Here is a 22,473-nt window from a genome sequence, read left to right on the forward strand (position 1 = left end):
ATATATTATAGTTGTACAATATAAAAATATATAACTAAAAAAAGTCGCAAAAAAAAAATAACTATACGAATTCTGTATAGTTATTTTTTTTAATAATTAATTATTTGTTATATAAATATGTCCTAAATCTCCAAAAGTAGCTTTTACATGTAAACCATCATAATCTCCTTGAAAATTTTCTCCTGTTTCAAATGACTTCTTGATTTGAGGTACAGCACTTGGAACGACTTTGCTGAAAGCTTTAAATATTTGTTCTTTTTCTTTAGGTGAAGAACTATTATCTGATATAAAATGTATACTATTAGGAGTAAAGTCAAAAGCAACTTGACCAAGCCCTAACCCATTATTATATACAGAACTCCATTTACCAACACTCTTTATAGCACCATAATAATCATAAAGATTCTTCTTCGCTTTTTGTTGAGCTTTTGGTTGAATCTTAGTTGTTCCCTTAGCTACATAATCTTTAGAAACATAACCAGTTTTACCTTTATAGTTTATTTTATACCATGAACCAGTTTGTCCAATTATATCTACCTTATCGTTTTTATAAACTTTTCCTAAGACTTTACTACTTGTTGAAGCATTACTTCTTACATTTAGATATGAAGTTATATTTACTACAATACCTTGAGCTGTTGTATTTTGTGATTCTATTTTTGGTTGAGCTTTTGATTGTGATTTTGAATTAGTATTTGTTTTAGAATTATTTTGAGATTTTTGTTGTGGTTTTGCTTTAGCAGGTTGAGTAGTTTTAGTATTATTAACTTTCTTTACATAATCTGCTGAAACATAACCAGTTTTACCTTTATAATTTATTTTATACCATGAACCAGTTTGTTCAATTATATCTACCTTATCATTTCTTCTAACTGATCCAATAACTTTTGAATGAGTTGATGCAGAACTTCTAATATTTAAATAAGAACTTACATTAACTATTCCTTGAGTTTTTGATACTTGATTTTGTGTGCTTACTTTAGTAATTGGACTTGCACTTGCTATTATAGGGGTAGAACCCATTCCAGAAAATACACAAGCTGCAATTAAAAGTGAACAAATTTTCTTTTGTTTCATTAATTTCTCTCCTTATACCTTTATGTAGTATTATTTGTAAAATTTAGATTACATAACTTATTTTACAATTTTACTTTAGATTAATAAATATTGTAAAAATTAACTTTTTTTAAATTTTTTAAATTTAATACATTAATTCTTTATGATGTAAAAAAATCCTCTCTACCTATTTAAGTAGAGAGGAGGTTTATTTTATAATATTAGAAACTTTATTCATAAGCTCTAGAAATTCAAAGTGAAATTCAAATAAATTATAAAATGCAAATAAAAAACCAAATACTGATAAAAATATACAAGACATTTTGCCTAATATATCATGTCCCATATATTTATTTATTAAATATATCGTTCCAAGAATAAATAACATAAAAATATAACATTGCATCACAGACAAAATAGAACCTCCTATTTCAAAGCTAAATTAGAAAAATATATTCTATTAATTAAATAATCAGTATAAATATATTTAACAGTTTAAAAAATTATGTAATAAATTTTTATTATCTATTTGTCTGTTATATTATTTGATTCTTTATAAACTTTATATCCCCAATCTTCAAGTGCATGAAGGACAGGGCATAATGATTTCCCAAGATCAGTTAGTGTATATTCAACTCTAGGGGGAATTTCATTGTACTGTTTTCTTGAAACAAGGTTATACTCACTAAGCTCATTTAAAGAACGAGATAGCATAATGCTAGATATACCATCTAAATTTCTTTGTAATTCATTAAATCTTACAGTTCCAAGTTTTGAAATTTCCCACATTATTTGTAGTTTCCATTTTCCATTTAATATATTTAAGGCATATTTTATCGCAAAGCTTTTTTCGCAATTTGTTTTATCATTATAGTCATACATAAATTTACCTCCATAACTAAACTTTTTGTTACCTAATTAGTAAAGTTTTAGTACTTGTATTCTAGTAATTTAGTTACTATAATAGCTTATATAAAAAAATAATTATTGTAAAGTTTATTTGTGTAAGTGTTATTTTAATATTAATCATTTATAATCTTAAAATTAAAAAAGATAAAAAATGATAAGAGGAGTGTTGAAACATATGATGAAAGTAGATAAAGAAAAATGTATAGGCTGTGGATTATGTGTAAAAGATTGTTTTGTTCGTGATATAAAATTAGTAGATAAAAAAGCTGAAATTGCTAATGAAAGATGCTTTAAATGCGGTCACTGTATAGCAATATGTCCAATGAATGCTGTATCTACAGATGAATATAATATGGATGATGTAAAAGAATATGATAAAGAAACATTTAATGTAGAAGCAGAAAATCTTCTTAACTTCATAAAGTTCAGAAGAACTGTAAGAAACTTCAAAGAAAAAGATGTTGAAAATGAAAAATTACTTAAGATTATAGAAGCAGGAAGATTTACTCAAACTGCAACTAATAGCCAAAATGTTTCTTATGTAATAGTAAAAGATAAGATAAACGAAGTAAAAGAATTAGTATTAGAAGGTCTTAAAAAATCAGGAGAGTACATCTTAAATAGTGAAGATGAAAATCTTAAGAAGTATAGAATGTATGCAGAAATGTGGATATCAATGTACAATGGATATAAAGAAGATCCAAAGGGAGCTGACAGATTATTCTTCAATGCTCCAGCAATCATAGTTACTGTTTCAGATTCACAAGTAAATGCATCACTTGCTTCTTCAAACATGGAACTTATGACAGATGCTTTAGGACTTGGAACATTCTTTAGTGGATTCTTTGTAAAGGCTGCAAATGAAAATAAAAATATTAAAGAATTCCTTGGATTAAAAGAAAGCGATCAAATAGTTACTTGTATGGTAATTGGATATCCAAATGTAACATATAAGAGAACAGTTCCTAGAAAAGATGCTGTTATATCATGGAAATAACATAGATAAAAATGCTGTAGTAATATTACTACAGCATTTTTGTTATTCTTTATGTACAATTTGATCAAAGTTAGAGTTATTATTTTCCAATATAGAGGTGCAATTAGGACATCTAGTTGCCTTTATATTAATTTCTGTAAAGCAATATTTACATACCTTTGAGGTAGGTAATTCTTCTTTTTTCTTTCTTATAGCAAAGTCTTTAAATTTGTTTGTTTGTCTTATAACTATAAATATAGAGAAAGCTATAATTAAGAAGTTTATTACATTATTTAAAAATAAACCATAATTAATAGTAGCAGCCCCTACAGCCTTTGCTTCTTTAAGTGAATTGAAATTTTCACCACTTAAATTTATATAGAGATTAGAAAAATCAACTCTTCCAACTAAACTTCCGACTATTGGCATTATAATATCATCTACAAGTGAAGTAACAATCTTGCCAAATGCACCACCTATAACTACACCAATTGCAAGATCTAGTACATTGCCTTTCATAGCAAACTTTTTAAATTCTTCCCACATATTAAAACTCCTTTTATAGTATTGTATCAATAGAGCTTTAATTTTAATGATACATAGAATATTTTTCCCATTATAAGAGATATTAATCATAAAAGAGCTTAAGTTATATTATAAAAATAACTTAAGCTCTTTTTATTATTTATTTAATTTATAATGTCTATATATTAGAAATATAACAATAATAACAAGTACAATTAGGATTAATATATCTAGATTACTAAATTCATATCCAAATACATTAAGAGATACATCTTCAGCTTTCATCATAAAGAAGGACTCCTTATATTTTCTTATATATAAAATATATGCTAAGAAATTTTATATTGAGCATAATTTATGGAAAAGATAAAAAATAATTGAATTTATTTATATTAAGATATAAAATAAAGTTAATTATAATATTAATAAATATATAAAGGAGGAGATAACTAAGAATTGTAATTGGTTATAGTTTGTGAATTAACAATCAAAGTGAAAAGGGAAGAAAATATACAAAAGTCTATTATATTAAAATAATTTTTATAGTTATGATATAATGAGGATTGAGGGGATTTTATTATGAATTTGAATTTAATGGACATGAAAGTAGAATGTGAAAGCATATATGATTCATTTGCAGAGGCAATGCCATATGGTGTGAAAAGTATAAAAACAAAGAAAGTTATGGAAGATTTTCAGAATTATATGAATGAAAAATTTTCTATATTTTCTGTAGGAGAGTTTGAAGAACTTAGTCAATTATATATTAAAGATAAAAGTTTTAACTCTTCATTAGATGAAAAGAAAATGGGACTTGGAGAATTTATAGGACAAGCTATATTATATTGGTTTTAGATAAAGTTTTTAAAAAGCATTTTTACCTAGATAGGTAAAAATGCTTTTATTATATCTAGATAAAAATTTAAAGTATTCATTAAATATTAAGCTTATATTAATAATCTAGTCTTTGAGTAAGGTATTTAATGAGATATATAATTAATTTATAAAATAAGTTAGGAGGTTATTATGGATGAAATAATAAAATCATTAAAGATAAAGACTATATTAGAAGGGGTTTTTATTGGGTGTCTTGTTGGTTTTATAGTATCTTTTTATAGGCTTTCTCTTAGATATGTTGGAAATAACTTTACTATAAAGGCATATGATTTTATGAGAATGCATAAGACATATATTATTTTAGGATTTATAATTTTACTAATTATAGGATATATAGTTGGATTAATTTTAAAACATGATCCTATGATAGGTGGTAGTGGTATTCCACAAATTGAAGGCTTATTAAAAGGCTCTCTTATTATAAAAAATCCTTTTAAAATTCTTATAGGAAAATTTGTAGGTGGTGTACTTGCAATCGGTGCAGGTTTATCCCTTGGAATAGAAGGACCATCTATTCAATTAGGAGCTAGTATTGCTCATATTTATACTGATTTAACTAAAAGGTTAAAGCTTGAAAGAGATGTATTGATATCAGCAGCAGCAGGGGCAGGACTTGCAGCGGCATTTAATGCACCGTTTGCAGGAATAATGTTTATACTTGAAGAAGTTCATAAAAGTTTTTCACCAATTTTATTTATATCAGCTATATCAGCTTGTGTATCTTCTGATTTAATTACATGGATATTTTTTGGTGGACAACCAATTTTAAATGTACATAATTCATTAAGGTTACCATATCAATATTATTTATTACTTGTATTACTTGGAGTAATAGTAGGGGTATGTGGTGTTTTTTACAATAGTGTTTTACTTAAAAGTATTCATTTATATAAGATTATAAAAGCTCCTTTAGAAATAAAAGTTATGATACCATTTGCAGTAGTAATAGTATTTGGATTATTTATTCCAGATGTTTTAGGTGGAGGAAGTAATATTATAAATAATATTTTGGTAAATGGAATCATTATAAAGCTTGCAATTATACTATTAGTTGCTAAGTTTGTACTTTCTATGATTAGTTTTGCATCAGGTGTACCAGGTGGAATATTATTTCCACTATTAACACTTGGAGCATTAGTTGGAGCGATTTTTGGAGATGTATCTGTAAGTGCAATTGGTGGAGATAGTAGATTTATTGTTAATTTTATTCTTCTTGCAATGGCAGGAATGTTTTCATCAATAGTTAGAGCACCAATAACAGGAATTATATTAGTATGTGAAATGAGTGGATCATTTACTCAGCTTGGACCATTTGCTGTAGTTTGTGGTGTTTCTTATTTAGTTGCATATTTACTTAAGAGTGAACCAATATATGATTCATTGTTAAAAATTAAAATAGAAAATCAAAGAAAAATGGAAATTAAAAATAATTCTAAATAAAAATATTAAGATAAGAGAAAGGAGAAAATATTATGAATCTTAAAAAAATACATCATGTAGCTATAATAGCTTCTGATTATGAAAAATCTAAACATTTCTATGTTAATATTCTAGGTCTTAAAATTATAAGAGAAGTATATAGAAAAGAGAGAAATTCTTATAAGCTTGATCTTAAATTAGGAGATAGTCAAATAGAACTATTTTCGTTTCCAAATCCACCTAAAAGGCCAAGTTATCCAGAGGCATGTGGGCTTAGACATTTAGCTTTTGAAGTTACTAATATAGAAGAAACTGTAGAAGAACTTAAAGAAAATGGCATAGATGTTGAAGATATAAGAGTTGATGAATATACAAATCGTAAATTTACTTTTTTTGAAGACCCAGATGGACTGCCATTAGAATTATATGAAATTTAAAAATAAAGTAACCATGATTATAAGATTTTTAGACAGTTTATATGCTGTCTTTTTTTATTTACATTATTTTATATTAGAAAAAATAGAAATATATTATGGAGAAAATATAGAAAATAGTAATTTGAAATGATATAATTATTGTAAATATATGGAAATGAAAAGGATTAAATTTAAGATGAGATAAAAATTATTATGAAAAGGAGAGTAGTAGAAGAATGATAAAGTATTTTATGTCAGAATGGAATAAATATAAGTCTGATGAAGCATTTGATAAAATAGAAGAATTAAAAAACTTATTAGAAGATGAAGAATCAAGAAAAGTATTAGAAACTCGTATTAGAACATATGAAACTGGAAATATGGAGTTATTAAAAGACATTGAAATAGATAATGATGAATATTTTGATAAAGATATAATTAACTTATCAGATAATGAATTTTTTATTGATGTAGGGGCATATATAGGGGATACAATAGAAAATTTTATATATCATGTTCAAGGTAATTATAAAAAAATAATTGCTTTTGAGCCAGATAATGAAAATATGCTTTCATTAAATAGTTATATATTAGAAAATAATATAGATAATATAGTTGTCTATAAATTAGCCGCTTGGAACAAAAAAGAAAAAGCTAAATTCTATGAAAATGGATCACTTATCTCGCAAATTTATGAAAAAGGTAATTCAATAACTGATGCAGATACATTAGATAATATATTACTTCATATTGCACCTGCTACATTTATCAAAGTAAACGTTGAAGGTGCAGAATATAAAACAATTGAAGGTGCAAAAGAGATAATAAAAAGATATAAACCTAAGCTAGCAATATGTATATATCATGGAGCAAAAGATGTATATGAAATTCCGCTTTTTATAAAAAAATTAGTGCCTGAATACAAGTTATATCTAAGGCATTATTCTGAATCGCTTTTAGATACTATATTATATGCAGTATTATAAAAACAGGGTGACCTGTTTTTTTCTTTTATATCAATAATCATCTTAAAGAATAATATGATAGTAAAATGATTTTTTTGGAGGATAAGTATGCCACAAGAAAATGAAAAAGTTATTATTGATGCTAAAGATGGAAATATAACTGATAAATTTTCACAAGATAAAGTAATACTTACTGGCGTAAAAAAATTTGAAAGTAGTGATTATTTAGATGATTTAGTTATAACCATAAATAAGGATGTTTCAGGGGATTCAATAGAAAAAAAGATATCTTATGCTGGATATGATTTAAGGTTATTTCTTGGAGATTTTAATGGAGATGGAGTATCAGAAATAATGATAAAAGGTCTACTTGAAAAAAGCATAGGATCTTATATGTTTGTTGTATATGCATTTAAAGATGATGATTTAGTTGAAATTTATAATTATAATAGGTTTAACATGATGTCTAAATTTGATTGTAAGTATCTAGATAATTATAGAGCGGAGATAATATCAGAAAAGACAAAAGAAAAGTATATAGTAGATTTATCATTAAGACCAAGAAGATATTTAGATTTAGTATATGATGATAACGGAAAGCTTAAAGAAAATTCAAATATAAAGGTAACAAATTTAAGGAATGTATATGCTATTGAAACTGATGAAATGGATATATATAATTTAGCGCTTACTCAAGTAGTGGTTGGTCAAGATAATGAAGATATTATATCAACTATTGAAAGCATAGTTAGTCTTACAAATAATATTCCAAAGATTAAAAAAATAGAAGTATTAATATCAGGGGCAAAAGAATATATAATGTCAAGAAAAGAAGTTTTAAAAGATAAATTAATTAATAATTTACCACCAGATGCTATAAATATACCACTTGGGGATATTTCAAATAATAAAATTATAAGTAAGGATTTTGACGGTGATGGACAAGAAGAGGTATTAGTTGCATATACGTTAAAAGGAAAGGCGTATGTTGGATTAAATAAAAAATATGATGGTGGAATGTATTTTATAGATGCTTTTGAAGGAAATGGACATAGTATAAAAGACTTAGATGTAGTTAATGTGAATAAAGAATTTTATATATTAGTTGGATGGATAGATAATAAGCTACAAAATAATATTGATATACTATCTTTAAAAAATGGAGAATTGAATAGAGCATTTAAATATAATTTACCACATTATGATAAGATGTTTTTAGAAGATATAAAAGGAGATGGCAAAAAGGAATTGATATTATGGGTTAAAGATATAGATAAAGCCTACAATATAGCTATTTATGAATTTTGTAAAAGTGGTATAAGAAAAACTAATAAATATGACTCTATATATTTTGAGAAGGTTATAAAATATTATGATACTTTATTAGATAATGATACAAATTCAGCAGTTTATCTATACCATTTGGCTATAGCACAATATAGGACATATGATTATAGTGGAGCTAATGACACCATAAAAAAAGCATTAAAATTAAAAGATAGATATCCATCAAATGATGAATTTAATAAATTAAGATTAAAGATAAGAAAATCGTTTAGAAAATAAAAGAGAAATTTATAGAATATTTAATTATATAAACGCATATAATAAAGTGAATAAATATTTATTTAGAAATATAAAGGGCAGTTTTGGCTTTAATTAAAATATTAAGGCTAAGATTGCCTTTTATTTTAATAAAATCTAAAAAAGAATTGCTTTAAAACTATTTAAAAACAATTCTTTATATGTTAGGAATATTATTTAATATTTCACGTCTTGCACTTATTCTAGCCATGTATGCTAATAATGATGGTATATAGCTTAATGCTATTTTTCTATAAGGATTTGTATGTTGTGGATCTTCTTGAGATTTTTCATTATATCTTAAAAATGCTGAATAAGTAAATATAAATAAAACAATAAGTCCTAATGTTTCTCCAACATCAACATAAGGAGTAGAATCTAAGCCAGAATTTATACCATTAAGTTCACTAAGAATAATTTGTTGTCCTACTAATGAAGCTTTAAGATAAAATATAGATGACAAAAAGGATAAAGAAGAAGCAAATACTTCAAGAGTAGCTATTTTTAAATCTAATTCTAAAAAATATCTTTTGCGTTTTTTAGATTCAGGATTTCCACTTTCATCGCCTAGCTTAGAGTTATTTATATATGGATTAGAAATATTATTTAAATTATCATTATTAAAACTCATATAATACCTCGCGAAATTAATTTATATAAAGGCTTTACGTTTATATTTAATATATGATTAGTATTTTTCTTAGGTGAAAATTATACTAAAAGCAAAGAGGGCTTATTGTACTTATTACAGCTTCTGGATATACTTTTTTAAATTCATTAAATATTTCTAATGAAGGGTCTATAACTTCTATTTCATCATTATCATATTTAAATGATATGTAGTTACAATCAAAATCAAATCTAATATCACCAGGAGTTTCAGCTATAGAATCATATTTATAATTTTTCATAAAATCTAAGATGATTTGTCTATTTTTATTTAATTTACAAAGCTCAATAACATACTTTTCATCAATCATAAACTTATCTTGAATTTCAGTTATGAAATGATTAAATCTTTCTAATGGACGTATTATGAAGTTTCCATTTTTATCTACGACATTATAACCATCTACTGTATCTTTAGCAAAATAATTTTCGCTTATGCTCATAAGTAATGCTTCATGCTTATTATTATCATATTCAGCATATTCAATTTTAATTTTAGAGAATTTCCAATTAAATAATTCATCTATATTTTTTTCTTTATCATATAAAAGCTTATCTAAGTTTTCTTCTTCTACATAAGGAATATCTTTTTCAATACATGCTTTATATTCATTTAATTCCTTGATAAGTTCATTGATTTTTTTAATCTTAAGTTCTTTATTCAAAGTAGCATTCCCCCTTGTTTTATTTAAACATATTATAGCATTAATCGAGAAAAAATTCTCTTCATATATATCCTAAAAAAATAATTTTATATAATTTTGAAATTAAATGGTATAATTAATGAAAAGTATACTAAAATTAATAAGAATTATAAGAAATAAAGGGGAAAATTTCTATGAAAAAAACGATGAATAAGCATCAAAAAGAAACCATATTTATTGGTGTAGGGCTTATAGTGTTATCTTTATTTTTGCATTATTTACACTATAAAATTTTTAATGATTTACATCATACTTTAATATTTTTATTTGCAGATATAGCATTTATTCCAATGGATGTATTTTTCACAGCCTTTGTTATAGAAAAGTTTATAGAAGGTAGAGAAAAAAGTCACAAGATGGAAAAATTGATGATGATAAAAGGCATATTCTTTTCAGAATTTGGAGAAGACCTTTTAGAAGAATTCTCTAAAGGTGATGCAAATGTTGAAAACATAGCAAAACAAGCTATTGTTAATAAAGAGTGGAAAAAAGAAGATTTTAATGAGCTTGAAAGAATAGTAAAAAATCATGATTTTCGTATTGATGTTAAAAAAATAGACTTAGAAAAGGTTAAAACTATTTTACATAATAAAAAGGATATGATAATTTCTTTTATAGGAAATCCAACATTGATGGAACATGAAGTATTTTCAGAATTACTTATGATGCTATTTCATTTAATACAAGAATTTGATGATAGATATTATAATGTTATATGTAACTATTGTGATGATAATCATATAGGAGAAGATATAGCTATTTGTTATAGAGAATTATCTGAAAGTTGGGTTCAATACATGAAACATTTAAAAGGAGAATACCCACAGTTATTTGTTAAAGCAATGCTTCATAATCCATTTGATAAAAGAAATGTAGATAAAAAGCTTGAAACATGTGGACTTAAGATAGTTAAAAAAGCGAATTAAAACTTAAATATGTTTTAAAACAAAAAATCAATAAATACAAAAATACTCAAAACTAATATAAGAAAAGGTTTTGAGTATTTTTATAGGCAAATGTCACTAAATTTTATAATAATTATTAATTTATTCATAAACAATATATTTAATGAATAACTTAATGATTTTTTGTAAAATTATTACTATATTAATTTATAATATTTTTAATATATATTATTATAAAGATATGTAAATCATACGGTTAGTATAAATAACTTAATGTGAAGGGAAGTTTAAACATGGATATTTTACTTATAAAAATAACAATAAGAAATTCTTGGGTAAGTTCCTTAAAAGAGAAAAGAATGATAGTTAAGAGTATTACTCAAAAATTAAGAAATAAATTTAATATATCAGTTGGAGAAGTAGATAAACAAGACAATAATAAACTTGCAGTTATTGGAATATCAGCTGTGTGTGGAAATATAAAAATAGCTCATTGTACTAAAGAAAAAATATTAAACTTTTTAGAAGATAATATTGAAGGTGAAATTATAGATATTGAAGAAGAAACAGAAGTATTTTAAAAAAAATATTGACAAGTATTTACTTTAATATTATACTAATTAAAAAGAAATTAAAAAGAAGTTTGAAAAATTTAAATATTAAAATTTAATATTAGGTTTCTTATCAAGAGTGGTGGAGGGACTGGCCCTATGAAGCCCAGCAACCTACGGATAATAAAATTATTCGATTGTAGATTCTTAAAGATTTAAGAGTTTATTTGTTATGGATATTTATATTTTATTATTACATGTGGTGCTAAATCCTGCAGCAATATTATTGCTGATAGATGAGAGAATAAATTATAGATGATTGCATTATGCACTAGAGGTTTATTCTCTAGTGCATTTTTTAGTTTTCTAAAATTTAAGATAAAGTATATAAAAATTACATAAAGATTGTAGTAGGATATCTTATCTAAATAAAAGGGGGCAACATTTATGATAGAAGTGAAAAATATAACAAAAAATTTTGGCAAATCGGAGGTGTTAAAAGATATATCATTAAGCATTAAAGAAGGTGATATATATGGAATTATTGGCCATAGTGGGGCTGGAAAATCAACTCTACTTAGATGTTTAAATGGGCTTGAAAGTTATAACTCCGGTTCAATAAAAGTAATGGGGAAAGAAATTAAAGAGTTAAATAAAAATGAAATAAGAGAGCTTAGAAAAAACTTAGGAATGATCTTTCAAAGTTTTAATCTCTTAAATAGAAAAAATGTATATGAAAATATTGCATTACCATTAGAAGTTTGGGGATTTAGCAAAGAAAAAATAGATAAAAAGGTATCAGAATTATTAAAATTAGTATCTTTAGAAAATAAAGCTAATAGTAAGCCATCAGAACTTAGTGGTGGGCAAAAGCAAAGAGTTGCAATTGCAAGGGCCTTAGCATTAGAACCTAAAATATTATTATGTGATGAAGCAACATCAGCATTAGATCCAAAAACTACAAAAGATATATTATCACTATTATTAAAAATTAATAAAGAGCTTGGAATCACAATAGTTATAGTAACGCATCAAATGGAAGTTGTTAAAGAAGTGTGTGAAAACATAACACTTTTAGAAGATGGAGTTGTTAAGGCACAAGGTAAATCATCAGAATTATTCCTAAAACCAGGCCTTTCGCTAAAAAGATTTTTAGGAGAAGATGATATGGATATATTACCGAATTATGGAGTTAACATAAAGGTATTTTTTCCAAAAGATTTTTCAGAAAATGCGCTTATAACTAAGATGGCAAAGGACACAAATAAAGATTTTTCAATAGTTTGGGGCAAACTTGAAAAATTTAGAGAGGATATACTTGGTAGTTTAATCATAAATATTGATAAAGAAGACAAAAAAGATATAGTAAATTATTTAAAAAGCAAAAGTGTTGAATGGGAGGTGGTATAAATGTTTGAAGAAATGATAAAAGCTACAGGGGAGACAGCTTATATGGTATTATTATCTACTTTTTTTGCATTAATAATAGGAATTATATTAGCTATAATTCTTACTTTAACTGCACCTGATGGATTAAAGCCAAATAAGAGTGTATATAGAGTATTAGATTTTATAGTAAATATTTTAAGAAGTTTCCCTTTTGTAATACTTATGGTAGCAGTATTTCCACTTAGTAAACTGATAGTTGGGACAACCATTGGAAAAGAAGCTATGATAGTTCCGCTTTCAATTGCAACAGCACCTTTTATTGCAAGAATAATAGAAAGTGCATTAAGAGAAGTTGATAAAGGAGTTATTGAAGCTGCAAAATCATTTGGTGCAACAGATAGGCAAATAATTTTTAAAGTAATGTTTAAAGAAGCAGTACCATCTATGGTGTCAGGATTGACACTTACAATAATAAGTGTAATTGGATATTCAGCTATGGCTGGGGCAGTAGCTGGAGGTGGACTTGGAGATGTTGCTATAAGATATGGATACCAAAGGTATCAAACAGAATACATGATAGTAACAGTAATACTTTTAATAATCATAGTGCAAGTATTACAGAGTTTAGGGGACTATTTTTATAAAAAACTTTCAAAATAGAAATTAAAATTTAGCAAAAGCAATAAATAGGGGGATTTTTAATATGAAAAAGAAAGCATTAATATCAGGAATTTTAGTAGGAATTTTATCATTAGCATTAGTAGGATGTGGAGGAAACTCTAAAGAAGATGATAAGACAATAACAATTGGTGTTACACCAGTTCCACATGAGGAAATAGTAAAACATATAAAACCTAAGTTAGAAGAAGAGGGGTATAAAGTAGTTATAAAAGAGTTTACTGATTATGTTACACCTAATAAGGCATTAGCAGAAGGTAGTTTAGATGCAAACTATTTCCAACACATACCATATTTAAATGAACAAAATAAAGCAGAAAATTTAGGATTAACTTATACAGCAAGAGTTCATTTAGAACCATTAGGGTTATACTCAAAGTCTATAAAAGATATTAAGGATTTAAAAGATGGCGCAACTATAGCAATTCCAAATGATCCATCAAACGAAGCAAGAGCACTTAAACTTTTAGAATCCCATGGACTTATAAAGGTTAAAGATGGAGAACTTGTAACAGTAAAAGATATAACAGAGAATAATAAAAATTTAAAATTTAAAGAGTTAGAAGCTGCTGCAATTCCAAGAGCATTAGATGATGTTGATGCGGCTGTTATAAATGGAAATTATGCTATAGATGCAGGATTTTCAGTTAAAGACGATGCGCTTATTGCAGAAGATAAAGATTCAGAAGCTGCAAAGCCATATGCAAATATTATAGCAGTTAGAGAAAGTGATAAGGATAGTCAAAAGATTAAAGATTTAACAAAAGCTTTAACATCAGAAGATGTTAAAAAATTTATAAATGAAAAATATGATGGATCTGTTATTCCAGTATTCTAAATAATAATTTGAAATTTTATATATGTATTTATAAAAAGCTATATCTAAAATGATATAGCTTTTTTAAAATATTTTAAAAAATTATTGATTTAAATATATAATTTACATTACAAATATAAAAAGGTAAAATTAGATGGATATTAATATTTGGGGGAGGATAAATTTTTATGAATATATCTAAGGTATGTATAAATTTAGAAGGGAAAGATATTTTAAGTATAATAAACGATTTTGTTGATGTAAAAGGATTAACATTAAATGAAGTTATTATAAATAATGAGGTTTTAATAAGAGGAAGTTTTGTTAAGGGGATAAAAATAAATTTTGAAGTAGCTATAGATAGCCTTGGAGTAGAAAATGGAAAGATAGTTGGGAAATTTTCTAGATTTAAAGTATATAAATTAGGAATATTTAAAATTTTTAGAAGTTTAACATTAAAAACACTGTTAAAAACTATTGGTAATATAGGAATAGAAGCAAATGAAGATAGATTAATAGTTGATTTAGATAAAATTTTAGAAAGTGTTCCTTTTGTTAAATTAATGGTTGAAGAAGCACATATAAAGGAAAATGTTATTATAGCTAATGTTTGTAATATATCAATAAATATGGATAAAATACTTAATGAAACTAAAGAAGAAAAAGTTTCTAATAATGAAAAAATAGATGAAAAAGAAGAGTCTTATGAAGAAGTATTTGAGTTAAGAGAAAGTATTGTAAAAGAAGAATATATAAATAATGAATCACAAGAATTGATTAAAGAAGAGGAAAGTGAAGAAATACAAGAAGTCTTAAAAGATACTAATAAAAAAGAAGATTATTATTCAAAAGGAAGGGAAACAACAAAAGAAAAGTTAGAAAGAAAGTTATCAGATAATACAAAACGATACTCGGATTATGTTTTTTTAATACCAGATTTAGTTGCATTAATATTTAGATTATTAAAAGATGATAGGGTTCCACTAAAAACTAAGCTTGCAGTTTCTGGGTCTGTAGCATATATAGTTTGTCCAACAAATATAATACCAAATAATATACCCTTTATAGGTAGAATTGATGATTTAGCTGTACTTTTCTTTGCTCTTAATAAAATAGCAAATGATGTACCATTAAAAGTAATAGTTGAAAATTGGTCAGGAAAAAATGAATTACTATTAGTTTTAAAAACTGGAATTAAGTATATATCAGATTTTACAGGTGCAGCAAATGTCGAAAAAATTTACAGTATTGTAGAGCAATTAAGTATATTATAAAAGGAGAAGGATATGGCAAAATATTATTCAGTATTTAAAGGGAAATCTGGAAAACCTAAAATATTTACAACTTGGGATGAATGTAAGGCAGAAGTTATAGGATGTAAAGGTGCTATATATAAAAGTTTTAAAACTATGGATGAAGCAAAAGAATTTATTGTTTTAAATGAAAAAAGTAGTGGAAATAAAGGTTTTAAAAAATCAAATGATATAGAAAAAATTAATGTTAAGCAAAATAATTTTGATGAATTTAATGAAGATGGATTAATTATCTATGTTGACGGAAGTTTTTCAGTTGAAAAAGGGAATTTTTCTTATGGGCTTTTAGCTATAAAAGATAAAAAAGTTATTTATGAAGATAAAGGTGTTGGATCTGATAAAAATGCAATTTCACTTAGAAATGTTTCTGGAGAAGTGCTTGGAGCAAAGAAGGCAGTTGAGTATGCTATAAAAAATAACTATAAATCTGTAACTATAGTTTTTGATTATCAAGGAATAGAATCTTGGGCAATTGGAACTTGGAAAAGAAATAATGATATAACTATTGAATATCATGAATTTATGAAAGAAAAGATGAAACAAATAGATATAAGATTTAAAAAAGTAAAAGGACATTCAGGAGAAAAATATAATGATAGAGTAGATTTTTTAGCAAAATCAGCACTGGGAATATTTTAATTAGTTGTCTAGCCATAAATTTCTTAGTTTAAAAACAGCTAAATTACATAATATATAGATAACATCACAAACAAATAAATTTTTAATAAAGAGGTGTTATTTATGGGAAGATTACTTACAGGAATGGCTGCAGGAGCTATTATAGGTTCAGCAGTAAGTATGATGATGATGCCAGAAATGAATAAAAGAACTACAAAATCAATAAGAAGAGCAGGTAGAAAAATGATGAATGCGACAGAGGGAGCAATAGGCAATATAATGTCAAAAATGTAATAAACAAAAAAAACACTTGCTAAAAATAGCAAGTGTTTTTTATTTATTTTTTAAAATATGTCGACAATCCATGATAATATATACAAAAATTAACTTTAATTAAATGTTTTTGTTAAAAAAATTAACAAAGTTTAACAAAAATATTGTATATATACAATAAATCATGTTATAATAACTTTAAATTTATACAAAATGTGAATGATATTAATAAATTGTTAATAAAATAAAAACTGAAAGAAAGAGGATAAAAACATGGAAATTCTATCTTTAGGAGAAAAAATAAAAAGAAAAAGAAAAGAATTAAATATGACATTAAAAGACCTAGCTAAAGACAGAATAACTCCTGGTCAAATAAGCTTAATTGAATCAGGAAGATCAAATCCATCAATGGATTTATTAGAATATTTAGCATTAAATTTAAATACAACAATTGAATATTTAATGGAATCGGAAGAAAGTCAAGCAAAAAATATATGCACTTACTATGAGAGAATGGCTGAAGCATATATACTAGATAAAGATTTTATAAAAGCAGAAGAATATATAGAAAAAGCATTAAATTATTCAAAAGTTTATAATCTTGAATGCAAAAAAGCAAAAATGTTATATCTAAAAGGGAATATACATGCTAAAAAAGGAGAATTTACTTTAGCTAAGCAATCATTACTATCGGCAAATATTATATTTATAAAAAATAATAAACATAAAGAGATAATTGAAACTTTTTTAAATCTTGCAAAGATAACATTAGAACTTAAGTCATATTATTCTGCAAGTAGTTATTTAAAACAAGCAGAAAAAGTATTTATAGACAATAAAATTAGTGAAGAACATCTTTTAGGAGAAATATATTTTTATTTAGCTAAAGCATATTTTTGTATGGAGAACATAGGACAAGCTATGTCTTATGCATCATTAGCTAAAGAAAGATTTGAAAAGATAAATAATAAAGAAAAATATGTAAAAGAATTACTAAGATTATCAGAAGAGTATGATAAAAATGGAGATTTAGAAAATGCTTTAAAATATTCAAAGAAAACGCTTAGAATTTATAAAGAGTTAGTTGATTTTGAGGATATGGCTGATATAGAAAATGACTTAGGAAAGCTTTTCTATGATTTTGAGAATATAGAAGAATCTTTCAAACATTATGAAGTTGCAAAGAAAATGAGATCTCAAAACAATAATGAAAAGTTAGTTCAAACTTTAATAAATATATGTGAGAACTATTTAAAGATAAAAGATATAGATAAATGTAAAGAAGTACTAGATGAAATAAATGATAAGATTACTGATGAAGATATAGAAGCAAGAATAGTATGTAATATGATAATGTATAGAATATATATAATTTATGGAAATAAGTTAGATGCAGAAAATATATTATTAGATACTTATAGATATGCAAAAAATAAAGAAGCTTTTGATAAAGCAGGAAAAATTGCTATTATGATTGCTAAATTCTATAACGATGAAAAGGATTATGAAAAAGCAGAAAAGTACTTAGATGAAGGAGTTAATATACTTAGAGATTTTGAAATATTAAACATTAATTAGATGGGTGGTTTAGATGGAGATACTTTCAACAGGAGAAAAAATAAAAAGAGCTAGGGTGTATAATGGGATTACATTAAAAGAGCTATGTGGAGATAAAATTTCTATATCTAAAATGAGTTGTATAGAAAATGGAAAAGTAAAACCAGATGAAGATATACTAAGATATATTGCAGATATAATTAAACTTGATTATGATTATTTAGAAAAAGATGTATATGAACAAATAAATGAAAATATAGAGTTTTTTGAAAATAATACAGATATATATAGTGATATAGAAAAAGATATAAAATTAAATTTAGACTATGCAATTAATTATGAGTATTATGAATTAGCATTTAAGTTAATACATAAGCTATTTAACTATTATTTAAATCAAAAAAATTTAAATGATATTTTAGATATAGTTCCTAAATATTATGATTTATATAGAAAAAATAATGTGTATCAAAATACTATAATTTACTTTAAAGATATGGCAAATTATTTATATGAAAGTAAAGAATATGGGGAAGCTAAAAACTATTATAATAGGATTGTGAATTTATTAGTTGAAAAAGATGATATAGATAGTGAATTATATCCATACATGAGCTATAAAGAAGGAATATGTCTTTTAAAATGTGCTGAATATGATGAGGCAGAAAAATGTTTAAATATAGCTAAAGAGTACTTAGATAATATAAAGTCAGATGAAATTAAAGGCGATATATATCATGCTAATTTTATTATAGGTATACTTAATAATAGGGAAGAATATATTGATTATGTTAAAAAATCTAATGAACTGCTTAAAAATAATAATTTAAAGATTGCAGAATTAAAGTTTGATTATGCTGCAGCTTATTTTAGTGTTAATAAAGAAGAAAAAGCTATAAAGCAAATAAGTGAAGCAGTAGAGATTTTACCAAAAGATCAATTATATAATGTTGGAAATTTATATATAAAAGGTGCAAGATTATTTAATAGAAATAACAAGTTAGATTTAGCAGATGAATTTGCAGATAAGGCTTTAAATATTGCTATAGAAATAGATAATATAGAATTAATTGAAGAAGCATATTATCTAAAAGGGATGTTACTTCAAAAACAAGGAAGATTTAGAGAAGCAGAACTTTACATGAATTTATCATTAGATTCTCTTATGAAATTTGGAAATAAAAAAGATTTATATACTAGATATGTAGATATGGCAAATATGTATCATAAAACTAAATCAGTTGAAGAGTCAATTAAATATTTTATGTTAGCAATTTCTATGAAAGATAAGATATAGAAAAAGACACTCTATTTATAAATAGAGTGTCTTTTTATTTTTGTAATTAGTCATAAATAAAAATTTAATAAATAAATTTAACAATATTGTAGAAAATAATGAACAAAATAAATTAATGATATGCATATATTATGCTTTAAAAGATTTTGATACAAAATTTAAAGAAATAATTAGAGATTATTAGAAAAATGAAGTATTATAGATATTATTTTAATAAGATATATAAAAATAAATAAGAATTAAAGTATTTAAAGAAAAAATACACTTTGACTTTCTTTGACTAATATAATATCATGAAAATATAAAATGAATTAATGGATTTGAGAGGTGAATTAAAAGATGGATGTAGAAAGAATGACTTTAAGAGTACAAAATGCTCTAAACGAAGCTAATTTAATAGCAGTTAAAAATAGTAACCAACAAATGGATGTAATTCATCTTTTTTTAAGTTTAGTTGAACAACAAGATGGATTAATACCAAATATATTTACAAAAATGGGAGTGCAAGTAAAAGCACTTGAAAATACAATAAATAAAGCAATATCAGCATTACCTAAGGTAACATCAAATACAGAAACAAATGTTTATATAACTAATAAGATACAACAAGTTTTAATAAAATCAGATGAAATTTCAAAAAAGTTTGAGGATTCTTATATAAGTGTAGAACACTTAATGCTTGCAATAATGGAAGTGGACAAGAACGGTACTGTAGGAGAAATCCTTAGAACTTATGGAATAACAGAAGATAAGTTTATGGAAGTTTTAAAACAAGTTCGTGGAAGTCAAAGAGTAGATACTCAAGATCCAGAAGGAACTTATGATGCATTAGCTAAGTACGGAACAAATTTAAATGATTTAGTAAAAAGCCATAAATTAGATCCTGTTATTGGAAGAGATGAAGAAATAAGAAGAACTGTTAGAATTCTTTCAAGAAGAACAAAGAATAACCCAGTCTTAATTGGTGAACCTGGTGTTGGTAAGACAGCTATAGTTGAAGGACTTGCTCAAAGAATAGTTAATGGAGATGTACCAGAAGGCTTAAAAGATAAGGTAATATTCTCATTAGATATGGGCTCATTAATAGCAGGTGCAAAGTACAGAGGAGAATTTGAAGAAAGATTAAAGGCTGTACTTAAAGAAGTTCAAAATAGTGAAGGAAGATTAATACTATTTATTGATGAAATTCATACAATAGTTGGTGCAGGTAAAACAGATGGTGCAATGGATGCAGGTAACTTAATTAAGCCATTACTTGCAAGAGGTGAGTTACATTGTATTGGTGCTACAACTTTTGATGAATACAGACAATATATTGAAAAAGATAAAGCATTAGAAAGAAGATTCCAACCTGTAATTGTAAATGAACCTTCAGTTGAAGATGCTATATCAATTTTAAGAGGATTGAAAGAAAGATTCGAAATTCACCATGGAGTAAGAATTCACGATTCTGCTATAGTTGCAGCAGTTAAGCTTTCAGATAGATATATACAAGATAGATACTTACCAGATAAAGCTATAGATTTAATTGATGAAGCTGGAGCTATGATAAGATCAGAAGTAGATTCACTTCCAACTGAACTTGATGCAGTTAGAAGAAAGATATTCCAATTAGAAACTGAAAAAGAAGCTTTATCTAGAGAAAAAGATGAAAATTCTAAGAAGAGACTAGATATAATAGAAAAAGAACTTGCAGAACTTAGAGAACAAAATGATGAAATGACTGCTAAGTATGAAAAGGAAAAAGAACATATCGTAGACCTTAGACAATTAAAAGAAAAAATGGATGAAGCTAAGGGTGAACTTGAAAGATATGAAAGAAATTATGACTATAATAAAGTTGCAGAAATTAGATATAGCGTAATTCCAGATTTAGAAGAAAAGATAAAAGAAAAAGAAGAAGCAGTTAAAGAAAATTCAGAAGGTGCTTTATTAAAAGAAGAAGTAACAGAAGAAGAAGTATCAGAAGTTCTTTCAAAATGGACTGGAATTCCAGTGTCAAAATTATTAGAAGGAGAACGTGAAAAACTTCTAAGATTAGATGAAGAGTTACAAGCAAGAGTAATAGATCAAGATGAAGCAATAGAATCAGTATCTAATGCTATTTTAAGAGCAAGAGCTGGACTTAAAGATGAAAACAAACCAATAGGTTCATTTATATTCTTAGGACCAACTGGTGTTGGTAAGACAGAACTTGCAAAAACTTTAGCTAGAACATTGTTTGATAGCGAAGAAAGCATGATTAGAATTGATATGTCTGAATATATGGAAAAGCAATCAGTATCTAGATTAGTTGGACCACCTCCAGGATATGTTGGATATGAAGAAGGAGGACAATTAACAGAAGCTGTTAGAAGACATCCATATTCAGTAGTATTATTTGATGAAATTGAAAAAGCTCATCCAGATGTATTTAATATATTCTTACAAATATTAGATGATGGTAGACTTACAGATAATAAAGGTAAGACTGTAGACTTTAAAAATACTATAATAATCATGACATCAAATATAGGATCTCATTTCTTATTAGAAGGTTCAAAAGATGGCGAAATTTCAGAAGAATCTAGAGAACTTGTAATGGGAGAAATGAAATCAAGATTTAAACCAGAATTCTTAAACAGAGTTGATGATATAATAATGTTTAGACCATTATCACAAAATGGTATCAAGAAGATTATTGATATATTCTTAAGAGATGTTGAAAAGAGATTAGTTGAAAAGAATATATCATTAGAAATAACTGATGGTGCTAAAGAAATATTAGCAAGAGAAGGTTATGACTCAATATATGGTGCAAGACCACTTAAGAGATATATACAAAATACTTTAGAAAATCAATTAGCAAGAATGATAATTAAAGGAACTATTGGATATGGTTCAAATGTAAAAATTGATGGTAATGGGGATAACTTAACAATTAACCCTACTAATTAAAAGTATACAACCTTACAA

General features: G+C 25.4%; 24 protein-coding genes and 1 riboswitch. Of the genes, 17 read left to right on the plus strand and 7 right to left on the minus strand.

Annotation, left to right across the window (positions count from 1 at the left end; all coding sequences use genetic code 11):
* Positions 1-96: 96 nt before the first annotated feature.
* From SPJ33_RS06705 to SPJ33_RS06715, 3 genes are all read right to left on the minus strand, one after another.
* Positions 97-1,077, minus strand: a complete 981-nt coding sequence (locus SPJ33_RS06705; RefSeq protein ID WP_321117194.1) for an SH3 domain-containing protein — start codon at positions 1,075-1,077, stop codon at positions 97-99.
* A 187-nt stretch (positions 1,078-1,264) separates the two neighbouring features.
* Positions 1,265-1,471 (minus strand): hypothetical protein, encoded by a 207-nt coding sequence (locus tag SPJ33_RS06710; protein ID WP_321117195.1) that lies wholly within the window; start codon positions 1,469-1,471, stop codon positions 1,265-1,267.
* 110 nt (positions 1,472-1,581) lie between these two features.
* A complete protein-coding gene (locus SPJ33_RS06715) occupies positions 1,582-1,938 on the minus strand; it encodes a helix-turn-helix domain-containing protein (protein WP_321117196.1) in 357 nt (118 codons plus the stop codon).
* A gap of 202 nt (positions 1,939-2,140) precedes the next feature.
* Here SPJ33_RS06715 and SPJ33_RS06720 point away from each other — a divergent pair, with 202 nt between their 5' ends.
* Positions 2,141-2,962: a nitroreductase family protein gene (locus SPJ33_RS06720; protein WP_321117197.1), complete on the plus strand. Its 822-nt coding sequence runs from the start codon at positions 2,141-2,143 to the stop codon at positions 2,960-2,962.
* A 42-nt stretch (positions 2,963-3,004) separates the two neighbouring features.
* On the opposite strand, the gene mscL is transcribed toward SPJ33_RS06720, so the two are convergent.
* Together mscL and SPJ33_RS06730 are read right to left on the minus strand one after the other, a co-directional pair.
* A complete protein-coding gene (gene mscL, locus SPJ33_RS06725) occupies positions 3,005-3,487 on the minus strand; it encodes a large conductance mechanosensitive channel protein MscL (protein ID WP_321117198.1) in 483 nt (160 codons plus the stop codon).
* Between the two features lie 135 nt (positions 3,488-3,622).
* Positions 3,623-3,754 (minus strand): hypothetical protein, encoded by a 132-nt coding sequence (locus SPJ33_RS06730; RefSeq protein WP_321117199.1) that lies wholly within the window; start codon positions 3,752-3,754, stop codon positions 3,623-3,625.
* Between the two features lie 291 nt (positions 3,755-4,045).
* On the opposite strand from SPJ33_RS06730, the gene SPJ33_RS06735 reads away from it, so the two are divergent.
* The 5 genes from SPJ33_RS06735 (at position 4,046) to SPJ33_RS06755 (ending at position 8,729) form a co-directional block, all read left to right on the plus strand.
* Positions 4,046-4,321, plus strand: coding sequence for a TipAS antibiotic-recognition domain-containing protein (locus SPJ33_RS06735; protein ID WP_321117200.1), 276 nt, complete (start codon positions 4,046-4,048; stop codon positions 4,319-4,321).
* Between the two features lie 171 nt (positions 4,322-4,492).
* Positions 4,493-5,803 (plus strand): ClC family H(+)/Cl(-) exchange transporter, encoded by a 1,311-nt coding sequence (locus tag SPJ33_RS06740; protein WP_321117201.1) that lies wholly within the window; start codon positions 4,493-4,495, stop codon positions 5,801-5,803.
* 32 nt (positions 5,804-5,835) lie between these two features.
* On the plus strand, positions 5,836-6,219 hold the full coding sequence (locus tag SPJ33_RS06745; RefSeq protein WP_321117202.1) for a VOC family protein: 384 nt from the start codon (positions 5,836-5,838) through the stop codon (positions 6,217-6,219).
* A gap of 215 nt (positions 6,220-6,434) precedes the next feature.
* Complete coding sequence (locus tag SPJ33_RS06750; protein WP_321117203.1) at positions 6,435-7,184, plus strand: FkbM family methyltransferase; 750 nt, start codon at positions 6,435-6,437, stop codon at positions 7,182-7,184.
* Between the two features lie 87 nt (positions 7,185-7,271).
* Positions 7,272-8,729, plus strand: a complete 1,458-nt coding sequence (locus SPJ33_RS06755) for a hypothetical protein (protein WP_321117204.1) — start codon at positions 7,272-7,274, stop codon at positions 8,727-8,729.
* 175 nt (positions 8,730-8,904) lie between these two features.
* Here SPJ33_RS06755 and SPJ33_RS06760 read toward each other — a convergent pair whose 3' ends face one another.
* Positions 8,905-9,378: a hypothetical protein gene (locus SPJ33_RS06760; protein ID WP_321117205.1), complete on the minus strand. Its 474-nt coding sequence runs from the start codon at positions 9,376-9,378 to the stop codon at positions 8,905-8,907.
* 85 nt (positions 9,379-9,463) lie between these two features.
* Entirely contained in the window at positions 9,464-10,081 is a 618-nt protein-coding gene (locus tag SPJ33_RS06765; RefSeq protein WP_321117206.1) for a hypothetical protein, read from the minus strand.
* Between the two features lie 173 nt (positions 10,082-10,254).
* Here SPJ33_RS06765 and SPJ33_RS06770 point away from each other — a divergent pair, with 173 nt between their 5' ends.
* The 11 genes from SPJ33_RS06770 to clpB all read left to right on the plus strand — a co-directional run bounded on the left by SPJ33_RS06770 (position 10,255) and on the right by clpB (position 22,455).
* The gene (locus tag SPJ33_RS06770; RefSeq protein ID WP_321117207.1) at positions 10,255-11,046 is read left to right on the plus strand and encodes a hypothetical protein; all 792 of its coding nucleotides are present in this window, start codon (positions 10,255-10,257) and stop codon (positions 11,044-11,046) included.
* 272 nt (positions 11,047-11,318) lie between these two features.
* On the plus strand, positions 11,319-11,606 hold the full coding sequence (locus SPJ33_RS06775) for a DUF503 domain-containing protein (RefSeq protein WP_321117208.1): 288 nt from the start codon (positions 11,319-11,321) through the stop codon (positions 11,604-11,606).
* Positions 11,607-11,703: 97 nt separating this feature from the next.
* Positions 11,704-11,879, plus strand: a riboswitch (SAM riboswitch).
* A 144-nt stretch (positions 11,880-12,023) separates the two neighbouring features.
* Positions 12,024-12,986: a methionine ABC transporter ATP-binding protein gene (locus SPJ33_RS06780; protein WP_321117209.1), complete on the plus strand. Its 963-nt coding sequence runs from the start codon at positions 12,024-12,026 to the stop codon at positions 12,984-12,986.
* Positions 12,987-13,625 carry a methionine ABC transporter permease gene (locus SPJ33_RS06785; RefSeq protein ID WP_321117210.1) on the plus strand — a complete coding sequence of 213 codons (639 nt, stop codon included), beginning with the start codon at positions 12,987-12,989 and terminating at the stop codon, positions 13,623-13,625.
* Positions 13,626-13,668: 43 nt separating this feature from the next.
* Entirely contained in the window at positions 13,669-14,481 is an 813-nt protein-coding gene (locus tag SPJ33_RS06790) for a MetQ/NlpA family ABC transporter substrate-binding protein (protein WP_321117211.1), read from the plus strand.
* 167 nt (positions 14,482-14,648) lie between these two features.
* On the plus strand, positions 14,649-15,734 hold the full coding sequence (locus SPJ33_RS06795) for a YkvA family protein (RefSeq protein WP_321117212.1): 1,086 nt from the start codon (positions 14,649-14,651) through the stop codon (positions 15,732-15,734).
* Positions 15,735-15,746: 12 nt separating this feature from the next.
* Positions 15,747-16,412, plus strand: a complete 666-nt coding sequence (locus SPJ33_RS06800; protein WP_321117213.1) for a ribonuclease H family protein — start codon at positions 15,747-15,749, stop codon at positions 16,410-16,412.
* Between the two features lie 102 nt (positions 16,413-16,514).
* A complete protein-coding gene (locus SPJ33_RS06805) occupies positions 16,515-16,685 on the plus strand; it encodes a YtxH domain-containing protein (protein WP_321117214.1) in 171 nt (56 codons plus the stop codon).
* 252 nt (positions 16,686-16,937) lie between these two features.
* Positions 16,938-18,242 carry a helix-turn-helix transcriptional regulator gene (locus tag SPJ33_RS06810; protein ID WP_321117215.1) on the plus strand — a complete coding sequence of 435 codons (1,305 nt, stop codon included), beginning with the start codon at positions 16,938-16,940 and terminating at the stop codon, positions 18,240-18,242.
* A 13-nt stretch (positions 18,243-18,255) separates the two neighbouring features.
* Positions 18,256-19,518: a helix-turn-helix transcriptional regulator gene (locus SPJ33_RS06815; protein ID WP_321117216.1), complete on the plus strand. Its 1,263-nt coding sequence runs from the start codon at positions 18,256-18,258 to the stop codon at positions 19,516-19,518.
* Between the two features lie 339 nt (positions 19,519-19,857).
* A complete protein-coding gene (clpB, locus tag SPJ33_RS06820; RefSeq protein WP_321117217.1) occupies positions 19,858-22,455 on the plus strand; it encodes an ATP-dependent chaperone ClpB in 2,598 nt (865 codons plus the stop codon).
* Positions 22,456-22,473 lie beyond the last annotated feature (18 nt).

This window comes from Clostridium sp. (genome assembly GCF_034179595.1).
Lineage (GTDB): Bacteria > Bacillota > Clostridia > Clostridiales > Clostridiaceae > Clostridium.